The sequence below is a fragment of the Leifsonia sp. PARNA 1/14 genome, assembly GCF_055720965.1.
In genome coordinates this window covers 422,875-441,286 of the sequence record NZ_JBVQSP010000001.1, presented here as the reverse complement: position 1 = coordinate 441,286, position 18,412 = coordinate 422,875, and the positions used below count along the sequence as shown (strand labels likewise).

Below are 18,412 nucleotides of genomic sequence, written 5' to 3'. Positions count from 1 at the left end.
CGACGCGGTGCGGTCGACGGAGGACTTCCGCCGCGACACTCCGCACCGGGGCAGTCGACGGAGGAGAACGGGGCCTTGGTGCGGGGATGTCCTCCGGTGCCGACACCCGTTCCGGGCTCAGCCCTCCAGCTGCTCCGACAGCTCCAGCCAGCGGGTCTCGTGGTCGGCGATCTCGCCCTCCAGGGCGCGCAGCTCCTCGGTGAGGCGGCCGAGGCCGACGTAGTCGGACTGGTCGTGGCGGGCGATCGACTCGTGGTGCTCGGCGACCTGCCCCGCCAGCTTGGCGAGGCGACGGTCGATGGAGGCCAACTCCTTCTCGGCCGCGCGCAGGGCCGCACCCGACAGTGCAGGCGCAGCGGCAGCCGAAGCGGCCGCGGACACGGACGCACCGGCCGCCACCGGTGCCGCACTCCGTTCCCGGCGCAGCCGCAGGTACTCGTCGATCCCACCCGGAAGGTGCCGGAACGCCCCGTCGATCACCGCGTACTGCTGGTCGGTGACGCGCTCGACGAGGTAGCGGTCGTGCGAGACGACGAGCAGCGTTCCGGGCCACCCGTCGAGGAGGTCCTCCATCGCGGCGAGCATGTCGGTGTCGAGGTCGTTGGTCGGCTCGTCGAGGATGAGCACGTTCGGCTCGTCGAGCAGGATCAGCAGCAGTTGGAGGCGGCGCTTCTGGCCTCCGGAGAGGTCCTTCACCGGGGTGGAGAGCTGCGCGTTCGTGAAGCCGAGGCGCTCGAGCATCTGGCCGGGCGTGACCTCCTTGCCGCCGGCGAGATAGGTCGTGCGCTTGTCGGCCACAACGGCGCTGACGCGCTGGTCGCTCACGGAGTCGAGCTCGTCGAGCTGCTGCGTGAGGGTCGCGATCTTGACCGTCTTGCCGCGCTTGACCCGTCCGGCCGTCGGCTCGAGGGTCCCGGCCACGAGGCCGAGCAGCGTGGACTTGCCCGCGCCGTTGATGCCGAGGATGCCGGTGCGCTCGCCCGGCGCGATGCGCCACTCGACGTCGCGTAGCACAGTCTTCGGCGGGAACTCGACCGTCACGTCGAGGAGGTCGACGACGTCCTTGCCCAGTCGGGCGGTGGCGAGCTTCGTCAGCTCGACCGCGTCGCGTGGCGCCGGTTCGTCCGCGATCAGCGCGGCCGCCGCGTCCATCCGGAACTTGGGCTTCGAGGTGCGTGCGGGGGCGCCGCGGCGCAGCCAGGCCAGCTCTTTGCGCATGAGGTTCTGCCGCTTGGTCTCGGCGACCGCCGCCATGCGGTCGCGCTCGACGCGCTGGAGCACGTAGGCGGCGTACCCGCCCTCGAAGGGCTCGACGATGCCGTCGTGCACCTCCCAGGTGGAGGTCGACACCTCGTCGAGGAACCAGCGATCGTGGGTGACCACCACGAGCGCGCCCGACCCGGCGGACCAGCGCTGCTTGAGGTGCGAGGCGAGCCAGGCGACGCCCTCGATGTCGAGGTGGTTGGTGGGCTCGTCGAGGAAGAGCAGATCGTGGTCGTGCACCAGGAGCGCGGCCAGCGCGACGCGGCGGCGCTGGCCTCCGGAGAGCTCGCCGATCGTGGCGTCCCAGGGGATGTCTGCGACGAGCCCCGCGAGCACGTCGCGCACCCGCGGGTCACCGGCCCAGACGTGCTCCTCGCGGTCGCCGACGATGGCGCGGCCGACGGTCAGCGCGTCGGGCAGGTCGTCGCGCTGGTCGAGCATGCCGACGGTCGCGTCGCGCCGGCGCGTGACACGGCCCGAGTCGGGCTCGATGCGACCGGCGAGCAGCGACAGGAGGGTCGACTTGCCGTCGCCGTTGCGGCCGACGACACCGATGCGGTCGCCTTCGGAGACGCCCAGGGTCACCGAGTCGAAGACGACCCGCGTGGGGTATTCGAGATGCAGCGACTCGGCGCCGAGGAGATGAGCCATACGGTCCTCCAGCCTACCGTCGCGGCGCGCGGGCGGAGGCCGCGGCCGACCGCTCCCCCTCCTTGGGGGAAACCGGCCGCTGGCCCGTTGTGCGATGATCGACGGACCGGACCGCGCGTTCCCGACCCGCGCGGGCGGATGGGGGCGACCGTGAGCGACGTGGACTCGACGGCGCAACCGCTCATCGGCCGGGATCGCGCCCGCGAGACCATCCTCCTCGTCGCCCATCGCGCCCTCGACCAGGGCGGAGCCGTACTCGTCACCGGAGAGCCCGGCCTCGGCAAGACGTCGCTGCTCGCCGATGTGGCGCAGCGGCTCGACGGCTGGTCGGTGCTGCGGGTGAGCGCCGACTCCTTCGAATCCGACCTGGCCTACGCGACCGTCGAGACGCTCGTGCGCGGACTCGGCGTGCTCGGCGCGAAGGCGATCCGGCCTCCCGCGCCCGACGACGACGCCCTCACCGTCGGGAGGCTGCTGCTCGACGCCATCGACGCGCTCTCCGGTCCCGTGTGCCTCATCGTGGACGACGCGCAATGGGTGGACGAGCCGTCCGCGCGCGCGCTGCGGTTCGTGGTGCGCCGGCTCTCCGACCGCGGCTTCCTCTTCACCGCGGCGACGCGCCCGCAGCAGAACAGCGTGACCGCGCTGTTCGAGGATCTGGCGTCGTCATCGGTCAACCACGCGCGCATCGAGCTGACTCCGCTCACCGTGTCGGACACCCAGGAGCTCTCGGAGCACATCCTGGGGCACGCCGTCTCGCGGCGCACCGCCACCCGGCTGACGGAGGCGACTCAGGGCTCGCCGCTGCTGCTGAGCGTTCTGCTCGGTCAGCTGCACGACACCTTCGCCCAGGCGCTGCATCCCGCGGGCTGGGATCTCCCCGACACCGCGATCATGCCGCTCGCCTCCGCGATCTCCGCGGCGCTGGAGGGCGCCGACCCATCGGTGCGCACCGCGGCCGAGTTCGTGGCCGTGCTGCGAGACCCCCTCCCCGCACCGGTGGTCGGCTCCATCGCCGCGCAACTGAGCGAGCGACTCGACGTGCCGGGAGCCGTCACGCGCGGGCTCGTGCTCGGCACTCCCCGCGACGGCGTGCTGTGGGTGGAGCCCGCGCACGCCCTCCTCGCCGACGCCCTCGCCGCCGAGCTCACCGTCGAGCGGCGGGTGCAGATCCACCGGGTCGCCGCCGACGTGCTCGACGGTCACCGCGCGCTGCGGCACCGGGTGGAGGCCGCGGACACCGCCGACCCCCGCCTGGTCGACGAACTGCTCACCGCTGCGCTGGCCGCGGCCGACCAGGGCAGGGCCGAACAGGCGATGAGCTACGCACGCTCGGCCATCCACCTCGCCACCGACGGCGAGCTCGAGCGCTCGCTCATCGAACTGGGCCTCCTCGCGATGCGGTTCCGGCTGCACGAGCAGATCCTCGACCTCCGGCCCGCGATCGAGACGCTGCCGCCGTCGCCGGCCCGCGACGCCGTGCTGCTCGAGCTGCGGACGCTGTCGCGTGACGTGCCGGGCGCCCTCGAGCTCGCCCTCCAGCTGGAGGCCGCCCCGGCCGTCACCGCGGACGAGCGCGCGATCCGCACGCACGTCGCCGAGGCGCTTCCCAAGGTGCTGATGGCGATGGGCGACTTCGCCGCAGTGCTCGACCACCTCGACATCGCCCGCGAGCACATCGCGGCGTGCCCGGACCCCGAGGATGTCGCCGACCCGGCGCTGCGCTGGCTCGCCGAACCCGACGAGCACCTGGTGCGGCTGCTCGGCTGGGCGCTCAACTCCGCCGCGCACGCGCGGCGCCCCGACCTGTTCGCACCGCTCACGGCCGAGCTCGACGAGCTGCTCGCGCACCACGAGTCCCCTGCGGCCGTCGACGCGCTGGTCGCGCGCTCGCGTGTGTTCATCCTCGGCGGCGACATCGAGCGGGCGCGCGCCGACCTGGCCCGGGCGAACCAGCTCGTGCGCCGGTTCCCCAGCAGCTGGACCGCGGGCTTCGTGCGCACCATCTACGCGCACATCCTCTTTCTCGTCGGCGAGTGGGAGGAAGCGGTGACGCTGGCCGACACCGCCGTCGCGCTCGCCCTGGACGAGACCGACCTGTCGTGCTGGCCGATCGCGCTCTGGACGTCGACGCTGGTGCGAGCCGGACGCGGCGAGACGGAGCCGGTGACGGAGCGCCTGCGCTCCGCCGCGAAAGCCGACCCGCGCATCACGGGGTCGTACGACGGCGACCTGCCGTTCCTGGCCCGCGCCGAGCTCGCGCGCGCCCTCGGGCGCCCGGACGAGCAGTACCGGGCGACGCTCGACGCCGAGGCGGCGGCGACACGCGCCTCCACGCTGGGCTGGCTGACCTATCGCGTGGACGCGCTCGCAACGCTGGGGCGGGCGGCCGAAGCGCGCGCCGCCTACGAACGGTGCACCGCCCCCGGACTCTGGCGACCGTACTACGGCTCGCTGCGCTGGTCGGAGGGCCGCGTGCTCGAGGCGGAGGGCCGGTCGGCGGACGCGCTCGAGGCGTACCGGGAGGCGGCCGCCGGGTCGCTCTTCCCGTTCCCTGACGCGGTCGCGGCACTGGACGCGGGGCGACTCCTCGCCGCGTCGGCGACGGCCGAGAGGGCCGACGCGGTCGCGCTGCTCGAACGCGCTGCCGAGATCTTCCGCCGGCTCGGCGCCAGCAGCTACCTCGCCCGCGCGGTGCAGCTCCTCGACGCGGTGCCCACGGCCGGGGACGCCGCCGCGGACCGCGAGCGGTCCTCCGCCGCGGACCCGCTCGCGTCGCTGACCACACGCGAGCGCCAGGTCGCTCACGCCCTGGCCGCCGGCATGACGAACAAGGAGATCGCGGAGCGTCTCTACGTGTCGGTGACGACCGTCAACTTCCACGTGCGCAACATCCTCGCCAAGCTCGGAATGCGCTCGCGCCGGGAGCTCCGCGCGCTCGCGCTGCCACGCCGTCGGCCCGTCAGAAGCGACCGACCCGTCAAGAGTTGACGGTTTTCACGTCCCCCACTAGGAGGACACGCGCCGCCCTCGCTAACGTTGTCAGCACCTGGGATGCCCGACCGCATCGCATGGAAACGACTCCATTCGACGAATCGTCTCAACCCGACATGCGTACGGCTCGGGCATCCTCGGGCACTGCTTCCACGACTCGCGGCGACGCGGTCAGTCACCGATGATGCGGGCGCCGTGGACGGGGCCGGTCGCGCGCACCGCGTGGATGCGGGAGGCGCTGAGCGCGATCTGCAGGTCGAGCGCGTTGTCGAGGTCGGCCGTGAGGAACGCGACGGTCGGTCCGGAGCCCGACACGATCCCGGCCAGCGCGCCGTTCAGCTCGCCGAGCTCCAGCACCTCGGCGATGCTCGGCGCGAGGTGGATGGCGGGCGCCTGGAGGTCGTTGCCGAGCGCCTCCGCCAGCATCGCCGGATCGCCCGCGCGCAGCGCGTGCAGCACGGGCGCGTCGACGCTCGGGCTGCGCTCGGCGGGCGCGATCTCGCCCACGTGGCGCTGACGGTGACGGTCGAGCTCGCTGTAGACGGCCGGCGTGCTGAGCTCGCCTTCGGGGAGGGCGAGCACCCAGTGGAACTGGCCTGTCGCCAGCGCGGGGCTCAGCCGGTCGCCGCGGCCGGTTCCGATCGCGGTTCCGCCGATCAGCGCGAACGGCACGTCGGCGCCGAGTCGCGCGGCCAGCGCCATCAGCTCGTCGCGGCCGAGCTCGGTGCCCCAGAGCGCGTCGCACGCCACGAGGGTGGCCGCCGCATCGGCGGACCCGCCGCCCATGCCGCCGGCGATCGGCACGTGCTTGTCGATCTCGAGCCGCACACCTCCCGCGTACCCGGTCTTCTTGGCCAGCAACCGTGCGGCCTTGATCGCGAGGTTGCTCCCGTCGGTCGCCAGAGAGCTCGTGTCGACGCTGCCCGCGAAGCTCACCGAGAAGTCATCGGCGTGGTGCGCGCGTACGTCCTCGTAGAGCGACACCGCCTGGTACGCCGTCGCGACGTCGTGATAGCCGTCTTCACGGACGGCGCCGACGCGCATGAACACGTTGACCTTGCCCGGAGCGCGCACATGCACGGCATCCACGTCCCACCCCGTGCCCGCCTCGACCATGCCTCAAACCTACACACCGCACGGGTGCTCCGCGGACCACCCGATCAGGTCGCGGCGGCGAGTCCCACGAAGTCGTCGAGCTGGAGCTGCTCGCCGCGCAGCGACGGGCTGATGCCGGCCGCCTCCAGCGCCGTCGCGGCCGCTGTCGGGTCGCCGAACACGACCGAGAGCGACTGGCGGAGCGTCTTCCTGCGCTGCTGGAACGCCGCGTCCACGAGGGCGAACGTGCGCTTGCGAAGGGTCTCGTCGCCGCGCGGCTCGGCCCGGCGGTCGAAGGCGACCAGCACCGAGTCGACGTTCGGCACCGGCCAGAAGATCTGCCTGCTGACGTTGCCGGCCGTGCGCCAGGTTCCGTACCACGCGGCCTTCACGCTCGGCGCCCCGTAGATCTTAGAGCCAGGTCCTGCGGCGATCCGGTGGCCGACCTCCGCCTGCACCATCACGACCCCGGAGAGCAGGGTCGGAAACGTCTCGAGGAAGTGCAGCAGCACCGGCACCGACACGTTGTACGGGAGGTTGGCGACCAGCCGCACCGGGCTCTCGGGGAGGTCGGTCACCGCCAGCGCGTCCTGGTGCACGACGGCCAGCCGGTCGGCGACGGAGGGCGCGAGCTGGCCGACTGTGACCGGTAGCTGTGCGGCCAGCCTGCCGTCGATCTCGACGGCGACGACCCGCGCGCCGGCCTCCAGCAGCCCCAGCGTGAGCGAACCGAGACCGGGCCCGACTTCGACCACGATGTCACCCTCGGCGACCTCCGCGACCCGCACGATACGGCGCACGGTGTTGGCGTCGATGACGAAGTTCTGGCCGAGCTTCTTGGTGGGCGTGACGTTCAGGAGCTCCGCGAGGTCGCGGATCTCGGCGGGACCGAGCAGTCGCGGCTCGCTCATGCGATGGTTCCGATCGGCGCCGTCGGCGGGGCGCCGACCGGCTCGCTGTCCCAGCGGCCGTACACGAGCTCCGTGTTGGAGTTGAGCTGTGCCGCGAGGGTGGAGGGGTCGGTGCCGATGGTCTCGGCCATCGCCCGCACCGTGTGCGGGATGAGGTATGGCGCGTTCGGCCGGCCGCGGAACGGCGTGGGCGTGAGGAACGGCGCGTCGGTCTCGACCAGGATCAGGTGCCGCGGTGCGACGCGCAGCGCCTCCCGAAGGCCCGGCGCGTTCTTGAAGGTCACATTGCCGGCGAACGACATGAACCAGCCGTTCTCCGCGCAGATCTCGGCCAGCTCGACGTCACCCGAGAAGCAGTGGAAGACCGTCCGCTCCGGGGCGCCGACCCGTTTCAGGGTGGCGACGACGGCCGCGTGCGCATCCCTGTCGTGGATCTGGAGCGCGAGGTCGTTCTGCTTGGCGATCTCGATGTGCGCCTCGAACGACGCGAACTGCGCGTCGCGGCGCGGTCCCTCTTCGGTGCGGAAGAAGTCGAGGCCCGTCTCGCCCACGGCCCGCACGCGTGGGCGGCCGGCCAGTTCGGAGATGATCGCGAGCGCGTCCTCGAGCTCGCCGCGCTCGGCGTAGTCTGGTGCGTCGTTGGGGTGGAGGGCGACCGCGGCGAGCATCCGCGGCTCGACGGCGGCCGTCTCGGCCGACCACCGCGACGTCTCGACGTCGTTGCCGACCTGGACGACCCCGCGCACACCGACGCTGGAGGCGCGGTCGAGCTGCTCGCGGTAGTCGAGGGGCTCGTGGCCGTCGGCGATCTCCAGGTGGGTGTGGTTGTCGTAGACGGGCACGACCAGCGCCTCCGGCAGTGGAGGGTACGCGAGGTCGCGGCCGTCGGTGACGTGCCGCTGGCGGATGAACGCCGGGTCGGTCATGCCGCGGGCACCGCGTCCGCGTCGATCCTCGGGAACAGCGCCTCGAGGCCGTTGACCTCGGTGCCGGCCGGCAGCTGGCCCCAGTCGCCCGCGCGGCGCAGCCTCTGCGCCTCCAGCGGCCCGAGCTCGGCGGTCGCGCCGAGCGCGGTCCACAGCTTGGCGGTGGCCTGCGGGATGACCGGTGAGAGCAGCACAGCGAGGGCGCGCAGACCCTCCGCCGCCGTGTACAGCACGGTCTGCAGACGCTCGCGCTTCGCGTCGTCCTTCGCGAGGCTCCACGGCTCCTGGATGGTGATGTAGCCGTTGAGCTCGTCGACCACCGTCCAGACCGCCGCGAGGGCGTCGTGGATCGCCAGCTTGCTCATGGCGGCGTCGGCGTCGGCCGTCGCCTTCGCGACGACCTGCTGCACGTGGAGGTCGGCCTCCTCGTAGGCGGCCGCCGGCGGCACGATGCCCTCGAAGTAACGGGTCACCATGGCGACCACGCGCGAGGCGAGGTTGCCGAAGCCGTTCGCGAGCTCGGCCTGGTAGCGCGCCGCCAGGTCCTCCCAGCTGAACGAGCCGTCCTGGCCGAAGTTGATGGCGCGCAGGAAGTAGTAGCGGAACGCGTCGGAGCCGAACGTGTCGGTGATCTGCGTCGGCGCGATACCGGTGAGCTTCGACTTGGACATCTTCTCGCCGCCGACGAGGAGCCAGCCGTGGCCGAACACCTGGTGCGGCACCTCCAGGCCCGCAGCCATCAGCATGGCCGGCCAGATCACGGCGTGGAACCGCAGGATGTCTTTGCCGACCAGGTGGGTGGCGGGCCAGCGACGCTCGAAGTTCTCGTCGTCCTGCCCGTAGCCGACCGCGGTCACGTAGTTGAGGAGGGCGTCGAACCACACGTAGACGACGTGCGACTCGTCCCACGGCACCTTGATGCCCCAGTCGAAGCTGGAGCGCGATATCGAGAGATCACTGAGGCCCTGACGCACGAACGACACGACTTCGTTGCGCGCCGACTCCGGCTGCACGAAGTCCGGCCGCTCCTCGTAGAGGGCCAGCAGCCGGTCGGCGAAGTCGCTCATGCGGAAGAAGTAGTTCTTCTCCTGAAGCAGCTCCAGCGGCTTGGAGTGGATGGCGCAGACCTTCTGTCCGGCGTACTCCCCCGTGCCGTCGACGATCTCGCTCTGCGGCTTGAACTCCTCGCAGCCCACGCAGTAGAGCGCCTCGTACTCGCCCGCATAGATGAAGCCGTCGTCGTAGAGCTTCTGCAGGAACTTCTGGACGTTCTTCTCGTGCCGCTCGTCGGTGGTGCGGATGAAGTCGTCGTTGGCGATGTCGATGGTCTTCAGCAGCGGGAGCCACTCGTTGGTCACCAGCCGGTCGGCCCACTCCTTCGGGGTGGTGCCGTTGGCGGTCGCGGTGCGCAGGATCTTCTGACCGTGCTCGTCGGTGCCGGTGAGCAGCCAGGTGTCGTCGCCGGCCTGACGGTGCCAGCGCGCGAGCACGTCCGCGGCGACCTCCGTGTACGCGTGCCCGATGTGCGGGACGTCGTTGACGTAGAAAATCGGCGTGGTGATGTAGAACGCGGAGCCGTCGGACATGCTGACTATCCTACGGGCGCGGGAGAGGTGGGCCGGCGATGTTACTTCCATCGGCGACGCTCAGCAACTTCGGAGCTGAACGAGATAAAATCAGAGCTGAAACTCATTGAACGGGGCAGAAATGACTCTCACCTCAGCCGAGATCGAGCGGCTCCCGCATGTGCCGATCACCACGTTCAAATCCAATCCGGCGCACTACCTGACCTCAGGTGCGGCAGTGACGACGCACGGACGTGTCAGCGCGGCGTTCATCCCCGTCATCGACGACAACGACGCGCGACCCGGGTCAGCACTCGAGGCGGCAAAAGCTCGACTCCGCCTGCTCACACGCCTCGCCGACGCGGAGCTCGTGGCCGAGGAACTCGAACGACTGAGCGCCTCCCGCGAAGCCGACACGGTAGGAGAAGCCCGGTGACGATCCGGGGGATGCTCGACACGAGCCTGCTCATCAGCGGTATCCCCGACGACGTCATCGACGACCTCGGCTCCTACCGCTCGTCCACCCTCTGTCGCGGCGAACTCATGCAGGGGCTGGTCTCCTTCCAAGCCGACCCGCGACGCAAAGCCGCCGCGAATCAACGACAGGAATTGATCGCGACGTTGGACGACCTACCGGCGTTCTGGATGGATTTCGACCGAGCGGCGTCCGACGGTTACGGCGCCCTGACGGCACGTCCGCGAACCGCGATCCGTCAGAAGGACGCGCTCATCGCGGCGCACGCGTTCGCCGTCGGCGTGCCGCTCCTGACAGAGGACACGGGGTTCAGCAGGTTTCCTGACGTCGAAGTGATCGTTCTCGCGGCGGCCAGCGAGCGCTAAGGCTTCCGGGCCTCCAGTGCCGCCTGGTACAGGTCGCGCTTGGACAGGCCGGTGGCCTCCGCGACCTCGGCGGCCGCGTCTTTGAGGCGCACGCCGTCGCCCACCAGGGCGAGCACCTGCTCGAGCGCGGTGGCCGGGTCGGCCTCCCGGGCCGGGGCACCCGCGACGACGACGACGATCTCGCCGCGCACGCCCTCGGCCGCCCAGTCCGCGAGCTCGGCGAGCGGGCCGCGCCGCACCTCCTCGTGAAGCTTGGTCAGTTCGCGGCAGACGACGGCGCGGCGGTCATCGCCGAATTCGCGGGCGAAATCGGCGAGGGAGGCCGCGAGCCGGTTGGGAGACTCGAAGAAAACCATGGTGCGTTTCTCTCCCGCGAGCGCGCGCAGCGCCGACAGCCGTTCGCCCTGTTTGCGCGGCAGGAAGCCCTCGAAGGTGAACCGGTCGGTCGGGAGGCCGGACACGGCGAGCGCCGTGAGCACGGCGCTCGGCCCCGGGATCACCGTCACGTCGACGCCGGCCGCTGCGGCGGCCTCCACCAGCGGGAACCCCGGGTCGGAGACCGTCGGCATGCCGGCGTCGGAGAGCACGACGACATCCTGGTCGCGGGCCAGCTCGACGAGCTCGGCCGCGCGCTCGCGTTCGTTGTGCTCGTGGAGGGCGATCAGTCGCGGCCGGTTGTCGATCCCGAGACCGGCGAGGAGGCGTTGTGTGACCCTCGTGTCCTCGGCTGCGACGACCGTCGCCGAGGCGAGCGTCTCGACAAGGCGGGCGGAGGCGTCGCCCAGGTTCCCGATCGGCGTCGCGGCGAGGATGATCATAGGTCCAGTCTGTCAGGATGTCCTGGTGAGCTCCCCTTCCCCTCTCGCGGGCGACACCGCGTACGCCGCTGCGCCCGCCGCACACGTGGCCCCCGAGCGCACAGGCAGCCGGCTGGACGACTGGTGGGCGCGCACACTGCGCACTCCGCTGCGACTGAAGCTCTGGTACTGGGGAGCGCCCCTCGGAGTGACGCTGCTGGCCGCGATCCTGCGCCTGTGGGACCTCGGCTCGCCGCACGTGCTGGTATTCGACGAGACCTTCTACGTCAAGGACGCCTGGAGCCTGTTCCACCTCGGCTACGAGGGCAGCTGGCCCGACAAGGCCGACCAGTCGTTCAATGCCGGGAACACCGACATCTTCTCCGCGTCGCCGTCGTTCGTCGCCCATCCCCCGCTCGGCAAGTGGATCATCGCGCTCGGGATGGCCGCGACCGGCGCCGGCAACTCGTTCGGCTGGCGCCTGTCGACGGCTGTCGTCGGCACCCTCGCCGTGCTCGTGGTGTTCCTGATCGCGCGGATGATCTTCAGGTCCACGATCGTGGCGACCATCGCCGGCTTCCTGCTGGCGATCGACGGGCACGCGATCGTGATGAGCCGGGTGGCCCTCCTCGACAACATCGTGATGTTCTTCGCACTGCTCGCGTTCGGCTGCATCCTGCTCGACCGGCGCTGGCACGCGACGCGGCTCGCGGCGCGCGTCGCCGCGGAGCGGTCGGCCGGTCGCGACCCCGCCTGGGGGCCGGTGATCTGGTGGCGGCCGTGGCTGATCTCGGCGGGCATCCTCACCGGGCTCTGCGCCGGGGTGAAGTGGACGGGGTTCTACTTCCTGGCGTTCTTCGCGGTGTACACCGTCGTCGTCGACGTGATGGCCCGCCGCCGGGAGGGCATCGCCTTCTACATCACCGGTTCGGTGCTCAAGCAGGCGCCCGCGACCTTCGTGCTGATGGTTCCGATCGCCGTCGCCTCCTACATCGCGACCTGGACCGGCTGGCTCGTGACCAGCGGAGGCTACTACCGCAACTGGGCGGAGTCGGTGCACGCGCAGTGGACGGGCGCGCTGACGTGGGTGCCGTCGTGGTTCCAGAACCTCTGGCACTACCAGACCGAGATGTACAACTACAGCATCAACCTCCACGTGCCGCACCCGTACCAGTCCAACCCGCTCACCTGGCTCTTCATGATCCGGCCGACGAGCATGTACTACACCGGCAACGCGTACGGGCAGGCCGGCTGCACCGACCAGGGAGGCTGCTCCGCCGCGATCACCTCGCTCGGCAATCCGATCATCTGGTGGGCCGCCGCCGCCGCGGCCTTCTACCTCGTGTACCGGCTGGCGCGGTACCGGGAGTGGCAGGTCGGCCTCATCCTCACGGGCCTCGCCGCGGGCTACCTGCCGTGGATGCTGTACATCAACCGCACGATCTTCCAGTTCTACTCGATCGCGTTCGAGCCCTACCTCATCCTCGGCCTGACGGCGGTGATCGGCATCGTGCTCGGCAGACGCACCGACCCGGAGCATCGCCGTCGGCGGGGGATCGCCTGGGTGGCGGTGTTCCTGGCCGTGGTGACGGTGGTCAGCGTGTTCTTCTGGCCGATCTGGACGGGGCAGCAGGTGCCGTTCTGGTACTGGCGGATCCACATGTGGCTGCCCAGCTGGGTCTGACGCCCTTCTCAGACGTCGGCCGTTCCGGCTGTCGGCGCCCGGTGGTAGACCGTTGGGTATGGATGCCGAAGAGTCCCTGAACCTCGTCCCCCTTCCCGGCAGCGAACGGCCGGAGCGCACCGGCTACGAGGCGCACGGCGCCCTCGCGCCCGAGGCCCCGGTGGAGGCCACGCTGATCCTGCGCCGCCGGGCGCCGCTGCCGGAGGACGCCTTCGCGTCGCCGCTGACCGCGCAGGAACTCGGCGATCGCTACGGTGCGTCGCCCGAGGACCTTCACCTCGTGGTCTCCACACTCGCGAAGCTCGGCGTGACCATCGACGAGCAGAATGCCGCCGAGCGGCGCGTGCGGGTGTCCGGGCCGGCCTCGGTGCTGGCGCGTGTCTTCGGCACCGATCTGGCGGAGTCCCGGCCCGCCGACGCGGGCGCCGAAGCCCCCCGGTACCGCCAGCGCTCCGGCGGCCTCAGCATCCCCGCCGAGCTCGACGGGGTGGTCACGGCGGTCCTCGGCCTCGACGACCGGCCGCAGGCGCGCGCGCAGTTCCGCGTCGCACGGCCGGCAGCGGTGACGACGAGCTACACGCCGCCGCAGCTCGGCACGGTCTACGACTTCCCCGAGGGAACCGATGGCAGCGGACAGACGATCGCGATCATCGAGCTCGGCGGAGGCTACGAGCAGACCGACCTCGACACCTACTTCGCCGCACTCGGCATCCCGACGCCGTCGGTCACGGCGGTGGGCGTAGACGGCGGAGAGAACGTGCCGGGCCAAGACCCGAACGGCGCCGACGGGGAGGTCATGCTCGACATCGAGGTCGTCGGAGCCCTCGCGCCCGGGGCGTCGATCCTCGTCTACTTCGCACCCAACACCGACGCGGGATTCCTGGACGCCGTCAGCACGGCGGCGCACGCGACCCCCACCCCGGCGACCATCAGCATCAGCTGGGGTCAGTCGGAGGACCAGTGGACGGCCCAGGCGCGCACGGCCTTCGACCAGGCGCTGCAGGACGCCGCGGCGCTCGGCGTGACCACCACGGTCGCCGCGGGCGACGACGGCAGCAGCGACCGGGTCGGCGACGGCAAGGCGCACGTGGACTTCCCGGCGTCGTCGCCGCACGCCCTCGCGTGCGGCGGCACCCGGCTCGACGCCGACACCTCCACCGGAAAGGTCCGCTCGGAGACGGTGTGGAACAACGGCACCGGCAACGGCGCGACCGGAGGCGGCGTCAGCGCGGTCTTCGCACTTCCGACATGGCAGGGCGGCGTCGGCGTGCCGGCCGGTCCGGGAGGGACGGACGCCGGCGGCAGCGCGAACGGCCCCGGCGGCCGCGGCGTTCCCGACGTGTCGGCGGTCGCCGACCCGCAGACCGGTTATCAGGTGCGGGTCGACGGCAAAGACCTGGTCATCGGCGGCACCAGCGCCGTCGCGCCGCTCTGGGCGGCGCTGATCGCGCGCCTCGCCCAGTCGACGGGCAAGCGGTTCGGGCTGGTGCAGCCCGCCCTGTACGACTCCGTCCGCGCCGGCCAGGTCGTCGCGGGCTTCCGCGACATCACGTCGGGGAACAACGGGGCTTACACGGCCGGCACGGGCTGGGACGCGTGCACGGGACTCGGCGTGCCGGAGGGGGCGAGTCTGCTCGCGGCATTGTGACGGCGGCGGCAGCGGCGACCCCGCGTCAGTGCACCAGCTTGAGACCGATGACGCAGGCCACCAGGCCGAGGATGAGCAGGAGCTTCGCCACGGAGAACCCGTCGCCGCCGAAGATCATCGCGTAGAGCACGGTGAGCGCGGCGCCGATACCGACCCAGACGGCGTAGGCGGTCCCGGTCGAGATCTCGCGCATCGCATAGGCGAGGCCGCCCATGGAGGCCAGGAGAGCGACACCGAAGACGACGCTCGGCCAGAGCCGGGTGAAGCCGGCGGACATTCCGAGGGCGGTTGCCCACACGGCTTCGAGCACGCCGGAGAGGATGAGGACGATCCAGGACACGAGGACGACTCCTTGGCCAGTCTTGTCGCGTGCCGGGTACTGAACCGTCGTCCGGGATCGCAGTCGGTGCGATCCCGTCCACGCTACAGCGTGGGGCTGGGCACGAGCAGTGCAGGCCGAGCGCGTCGCGATGCGCACTTGGCCTCGTCGTCGGCTCCCACGCGAACGATGTCCGCGTATTACGATCGGCCGCCCCGGGGCGCGTACGCCCTCCGGTAGCGTGGCCGCATGGCTGATCGCGAATATGGCTTCCGGACGCGTGCGATCCACGCGGGCAACATCCCCGACCCCGTGACCGGTGCTCGCGCCCTCCCGATCTACCAGACGAGCGCCTTCGTCTTCGACGACACCGCTGACGCCGCGGCACGTTTCGCGCTGCAGAAGTACGGCAACATCTACTCGCGCCTCGCGAACCCGACCGTCGCCTCCTTCGAGGAGCGCATCGCGAGCCTCGAAGGCGGGCTCGGCGCGGTCGCGACCGCGAGCGGCCTGAGCGCGCAGTACATCACCTTCGCCTCCCTCGCAGGCGCCGGCGACCACATCGTGGCCTCCGCCAACCTGTACGGCGGATCGATCACCCAGCTGGACGTCACCCTCCGTCGGTTCGGCGTCGACACGACCTTCGTGCAGAGCTCGGACCCGGCGGATTACGCCGCGGCCATCAACGACCGCACGAAGCTCGTCTTCGCCGAGACGATCGCCAACCCGTCCGGCGAGATCGCCGACATCGAGGGGCTCGCCCAGGTGGCGCACGCCGCGGGGCTCCCGCTCATCATCGACTCCACGATCGCCACGCCGTATCTGAACCGCCCCATCGAGTGGGGTGCCGACATCGTCATCCACTCGGCCACCAAATTCCTGGGCGGCCATGGCACGACGCTCGGCGGCGTCGTCGTCGAGAGCGGCCGCTTCGACTGGCACACCGAGAAGTTCCCGCTGTTCGGCGAGCCGGTCCCCTCGTACGGCGGCCTGCAGTGGTCGGGCAACTTCGGCGAGTACGCCTTCTTGACCCGCCTGCGCGCCGAGCAGCTGCGCGACATCGGTCCGTCGCTCGCCCCGCACTCGGCGTTTCTTCTCGCCCAGGGCGTCGAGACCCTGCCGTACCGCATCCAGGCCCACGTGGACAACGCCCGCGCCGTCGCCGAGTGGCTCGACGCGGACCCGCGCATCGAGAAGGTCTTCTGGGCCGGCCTGCCGGAGCATCCGCACCACGAGCGCGCGCAGAAGTACCTCCCCCAGGGCCCCGGCGCCGTGTTCTCGTTCGTCGTCGCCGGCGGCCGGGAGGTCGGCCAGCGTCTGATCGAGTCGCTCAACCTCGCCAGCCACCTGGCGAACATCGGCGACGCGAAGACGCTCGTGATCCACCCCGCGTCGACGACCCACGCGCAGCTGACGGAGCAGCAGCTCCTCGACGCCGGTGTGCTGCCCGGTGTCGTGCGCATCAGCGTCGGCATCGAAGACGTCGACGACATCATCTACGATCTGGACCAAGCGCTCACCGCAGCGCTGAAGGAGACGGCAGCATGACGACGGACAGCGGCACCCGGCTGACCGACGCACAGACGACGGGCGCACAGACGACAGACCCGCATACGACCGACGCACAGACGACCGACGTCCAGCTCGTGAACGGGCTCAGCTGTTCCGTTCCGGCGGACTCCCCCCTCGCGAAGCTGCTCAAGTCGCAGCGCACCTGGACCGGTCCCGACGCCAAGGAACGTCTGCGCATCCTCCGTAATGCGAGGTCTGTCGCCATCGTCGGAGCGTCCTCCAACCCGACCCGCTCGAGCTACTTCGTCGGAACGTACCTTCTGCAGTCGACCGATTTTCGCGTCTACTTCGTCAACCCGAACGCCGACACGATTCTGGGTCACCAGGCCTATCCCGACCTCGCCTCGCTGCCAGAAGTGCCGGACGTCGTGGATGTGTTCCGCCGCCCCAGCGACATCCCGAGCGTGATCGACGAGGCTTCCGCGCTCGGTGTTCCGACCGTGTGGGTGCAACTCGGCATCTGGAACCAGGAGGCTGCGGAGTACGGAGAGTCGCTCGGCCTCACGGTTGTGATGGACCGCTGCATCAAGATCGAGCACGCCCGTTTCCACGGCGGCCTGCACCTTCTCGGCTTCGACACCGGTCAGATCACAGCGCGCAAGACCATCCGCTGACCGCCACCATCCGCTGACCGCCACCATCCGCTGAAGGCTGTCCGCTGACCAGCACCCCGGCCGCTCAGCGAGCGTCGACCACCTCCACTCGTCGCACCCGCGACGCCGGCAGCGTCTCGACCGCTCGCGCGAGCCGGCCGTCGCTCGTCACGAGCGGGGCGGTGAGCAGTTCGGCGAGCGCGACGAACGCCGCGTCGGAGGCACTCATGCCCGCCCGGAGCTCCCAGACGCGGTGCTCGACCGCCTCGAACGGCCACGCTTCGATAGGCAGCTCGAGGAGCGCCGCGTAGGCCATGGAGGCTTCCCCGTCGCTGAGGAGGCCACGCAGCCGGAGCTTGCGCAGGACGTTCGCGGCCTCGGCGAACATGAGATCAGGCGCCACGAGGTCTCGACCCCGGAGCCTCTCGGCAACCGCCTGGCCTGCCGCGGACGGATCGATGAGCAGATCGATGAACGCGCAGGTGTCGACGACGACGGTTTCGGGCAGCCCCTCCGCAACCTTGATCATTCACGACCTCCGGCGATGATGTCGAGAACGATCTCGCGGTCGATCGGAGGAAAATGCTCGGCGCGGCGGCGGACGCTGTCGAGAACGTCGTCGATCGGGCGTTTGCCGGCGAGGTGGGTGAGTTCATGCACGAGGTACTCCTGAAGTGATCGCCCCGAACGCGCCGCGCGAGCGGCGAGCTCGTCGCGGACCTCGTCGGGAACCGAACGGATCGTGATCGAAATGGGCATGCATGCAGTTCAGCAGCAGTAGATGCATTGTGCAGGTTCTCCTTCTTTGACGACGGGCGATGATCGCGTTCTCGAGCGCGCCGTGCCTCCATCGTGATCGAGCGGGAATGCCGCGCGACCGGCGCGCGCAGGACCCGTGGAGAAGCCGTTCAGGTCGCGCCGTGTGGAGGAATCCCGGGTGAAGAATCGGGTCGCGGGGGCGGCCTGCTCAGGCCCGCGCCACGATGTGGAACACGTGCCAGTGCTTGGGCCCCTCGAACGACATCCCGCGACGGTCGTCCTCCACGAGCCGCAGCACCTCCAGCCCGGTGAGCATGGCCTCCACACCGCTGCGGTCGTGGAAATTCATGCCCGGTCGCCCGAACCACTCGTCGTCGGGCCCGAACAGCTCTCCCGCGAACAGGCCGCCCGGCTCGATGGCATCGCGGATATCCGCCCAGAGATAGGGAAAGCGGGTCGGGTCGCAGAACGGGAGTGCGAAGCCGGCGTACACCAGGTCGGCGTGCGGCAGCTCGCCCAGCGCCTCGAAGGTAGCGCGCCGGGTCTCGACGCGGGCAGACGCCTCTTCGGCGAGCCCCTCCCTGACGCGGTCGTCGATCCCGGGGTCGGAGTCGACCGCCAGCACCCGCCACCCGCGCTCCGCGAGCTCGCGCGTCTCGACGCCGTCGCCGCACCCGAGATCGATGGCGAGCCCCGGTTCGGAGGTCCACGCGTCCAGCGCCGCCTCGAACGTGGGGCGCACTCCGCGGCCGCCCTGCTTCTCGTAGAACTGCGACCAGTCGAACGCCATGGGCT

General features: G+C 70.8%; 17 protein-coding genes and 1 riboswitch. Of the genes, 7 read left to right on the top strand and 10 right to left on the bottom strand.

Going from position 1 to position 18,412, the window contains the following annotated elements; all coding sequences use genetic code 11:
- Positions 1-117 precede the first annotated feature (117 nt).
- Positions 118-1,914: an ABC-F family ATP-binding cassette domain-containing protein gene (locus tag AC0HS0_RS02210; RefSeq protein WP_472961361.1), complete on the bottom strand. Its 1,797-nt coding sequence runs from the start codon at positions 1,912-1,914 to the stop codon at positions 118-120.
- 150 nt (positions 1,915-2,064) lie between these two features.
- On the opposite strand from AC0HS0_RS02210, the gene AC0HS0_RS02205 reads away from it, so the two are divergent.
- Positions 2,065-4,905, top strand: coding sequence for a helix-turn-helix transcriptional regulator (locus AC0HS0_RS02205; RefSeq protein WP_472961360.1), 2,841 nt, complete (start codon positions 2,065-2,067; stop codon positions 4,903-4,905).
- A gap of 174 nt (positions 4,906-5,079) precedes the next feature.
- On the opposite strand, the gene AC0HS0_RS02200 is transcribed toward AC0HS0_RS02205, so the two are convergent.
- The 4 genes from AC0HS0_RS02200 to metG are packed head-to-tail and all read right to left on the bottom strand — an operon-like array spanning position 5,080 to position 9,426.
- A complete protein-coding gene (locus AC0HS0_RS02200) occupies positions 5,080-6,024 on the bottom strand; it encodes a 4-(cytidine 5'-diphospho)-2-C-methyl-D-erythritol kinase (RefSeq protein ID WP_472961358.1) in 945 nt (314 codons plus the stop codon).
- A 44-nt stretch (positions 6,025-6,068) separates the two neighbouring features.
- The gene (gene rsmA, locus AC0HS0_RS02195) at positions 6,069-6,914 is read right to left on the bottom strand and encodes a 16S rRNA (adenine(1518)-N(6)/adenine(1519)-N(6))-dimethyltransferase RsmA (protein ID WP_472961356.1); all 846 of its coding nucleotides are present in this window, start codon (positions 6,912-6,914) and stop codon (positions 6,069-6,071) included.
- The gene (locus AC0HS0_RS02190; RefSeq protein ID WP_472961355.1) at positions 6,911-7,840 is read right to left on the bottom strand and encodes a TatD family hydrolase; all 930 of its coding nucleotides are present in this window, start codon (positions 7,838-7,840) and stop codon (positions 6,911-6,913) included. The genes rsmA and AC0HS0_RS02190 overlap by 4 nt, the downstream gene beginning before the upstream one ends.
- Positions 7,837-9,426, bottom strand: coding sequence for a methionine--tRNA ligase (gene metG, locus AC0HS0_RS02185; RefSeq protein ID WP_472961353.1), 1,590 nt, complete (start codon positions 9,424-9,426; stop codon positions 7,837-7,839). Before metG ends, AC0HS0_RS02190 begins: the two co-directional genes overlap by 4 nt.
- Positions 9,427-9,547: 121 nt before the next feature.
- On the opposite strand from metG, the gene AC0HS0_RS02180 reads away from it, so the two are divergent.
- Both AC0HS0_RS02180 and AC0HS0_RS02175 read left to right on the top strand, forming a co-directional pair.
- Positions 9,548-9,841, top strand: a complete 294-nt coding sequence (locus AC0HS0_RS02180; protein WP_472961351.1) for a hypothetical protein — start codon at positions 9,548-9,550, stop codon at positions 9,839-9,841.
- A complete protein-coding gene (locus AC0HS0_RS02175) occupies positions 9,838-10,245 on the top strand; it encodes a type II toxin-antitoxin system VapC family toxin (RefSeq protein ID WP_472961350.1) in 408 nt (135 codons plus the stop codon). The genes AC0HS0_RS02180 and AC0HS0_RS02175 overlap by 4 nt, the downstream gene beginning before the upstream one ends.
- Here AC0HS0_RS02175 and rsmI read toward each other — a convergent pair.
- Positions 10,242-11,063 (bottom strand): 16S rRNA (cytidine(1402)-2'-O)-methyltransferase, encoded by an 822-nt coding sequence (gene rsmI / locus AC0HS0_RS02170; protein ID WP_472961349.1) that lies wholly within the window; start codon positions 11,061-11,063, stop codon positions 10,242-10,244. The genes AC0HS0_RS02175 and rsmI overlap by 4 nt on opposite strands.
- Before the next feature lie 25 nt (positions 11,064-11,088).
- On the opposite strand from rsmI, the gene AC0HS0_RS02165 reads away from it, so the two are divergent.
- Both AC0HS0_RS02165 and AC0HS0_RS02160 read left to right on the top strand, forming a co-directional pair.
- Entirely contained in the window at positions 11,089-12,726 is a 1,638-nt protein-coding gene (locus tag AC0HS0_RS02165) for a dolichyl-phosphate-mannose--protein mannosyltransferase (RefSeq protein ID WP_472961348.1), read from the top strand.
- A gap of 58 nt (positions 12,727-12,784) precedes the next feature.
- Positions 12,785-14,374 carry a S53 family peptidase gene (locus tag AC0HS0_RS02160; protein ID WP_472961347.1) on the top strand — a complete coding sequence of 530 codons (1,590 nt, stop codon included), beginning with the start codon at positions 12,785-12,787 and terminating at the stop codon, positions 14,372-14,374.
- Between the two features lie 25 nt (positions 14,375-14,399).
- Here AC0HS0_RS02160 and AC0HS0_RS02155 read toward each other — a convergent pair whose 3' ends face one another.
- Entirely contained in the window at positions 14,400-14,714 is a 315-nt protein-coding gene (locus tag AC0HS0_RS02155) for a DMT family transporter (protein ID WP_472961346.1), read from the bottom strand.
- A gap of 11 nt (positions 14,715-14,725) precedes the next feature.
- A riboswitch (guanidine-III (ykkC-III) riboswitch) is annotated at positions 14,726-14,791 on the bottom strand.
- A gap of 151 nt (positions 14,792-14,942) precedes the next feature.
- On the opposite strand from AC0HS0_RS02155, the gene AC0HS0_RS02150 reads away from it, so the two are divergent.
- On the top strand, positions 14,943-16,241 hold the full coding sequence (locus AC0HS0_RS02150) for an O-acetylhomoserine aminocarboxypropyltransferase/cysteine synthase family protein (protein WP_472961344.1): 1,299 nt from the start codon (positions 14,943-14,945) through the stop codon (positions 16,239-16,241).
- Positions 16,242-16,387: 146 nt separating this feature from the next.
- Positions 16,388-16,879 carry a CoA-binding protein gene (locus AC0HS0_RS02145; protein ID WP_472962095.1) on the top strand — a complete coding sequence of 164 codons (492 nt, stop codon included), beginning with the start codon at positions 16,388-16,390 and terminating at the stop codon, positions 16,877-16,879.
- Between the two features lie 64 nt (positions 16,880-16,943).
- On the opposite strand, the gene AC0HS0_RS02140 is transcribed toward AC0HS0_RS02145, so the two are convergent.
- The 3 genes from AC0HS0_RS02140 to AC0HS0_RS02130 all read right to left on the bottom strand — a co-directional run bounded on the left by AC0HS0_RS02140 (position 16,944) and on the right by AC0HS0_RS02130 (position 18,407).
- Complete coding sequence (locus AC0HS0_RS02140) at positions 16,944-17,387, bottom strand: type II toxin-antitoxin system VapC family toxin (RefSeq protein WP_472961343.1); 444 nt, start codon at positions 17,385-17,387, stop codon at positions 16,944-16,946.
- A complete protein-coding gene (locus AC0HS0_RS02135; RefSeq protein WP_472961341.1) occupies positions 17,384-17,617 on the bottom strand; it encodes a FitA-like ribbon-helix-helix domain-containing protein in 234 nt (77 codons plus the stop codon). Before AC0HS0_RS02135 ends, AC0HS0_RS02140 begins: the two co-directional genes overlap by 4 nt.
- Positions 17,618-17,825: 208 nt before the next feature.
- Positions 17,826-18,407 carry a class I SAM-dependent methyltransferase gene (locus tag AC0HS0_RS02130; protein WP_472961340.1) on the bottom strand — a complete coding sequence of 194 codons (582 nt, stop codon included), beginning with the start codon at positions 18,405-18,407 and terminating at the stop codon, positions 17,826-17,828.
- Positions 18,408-18,412 lie beyond the last annotated feature (5 nt).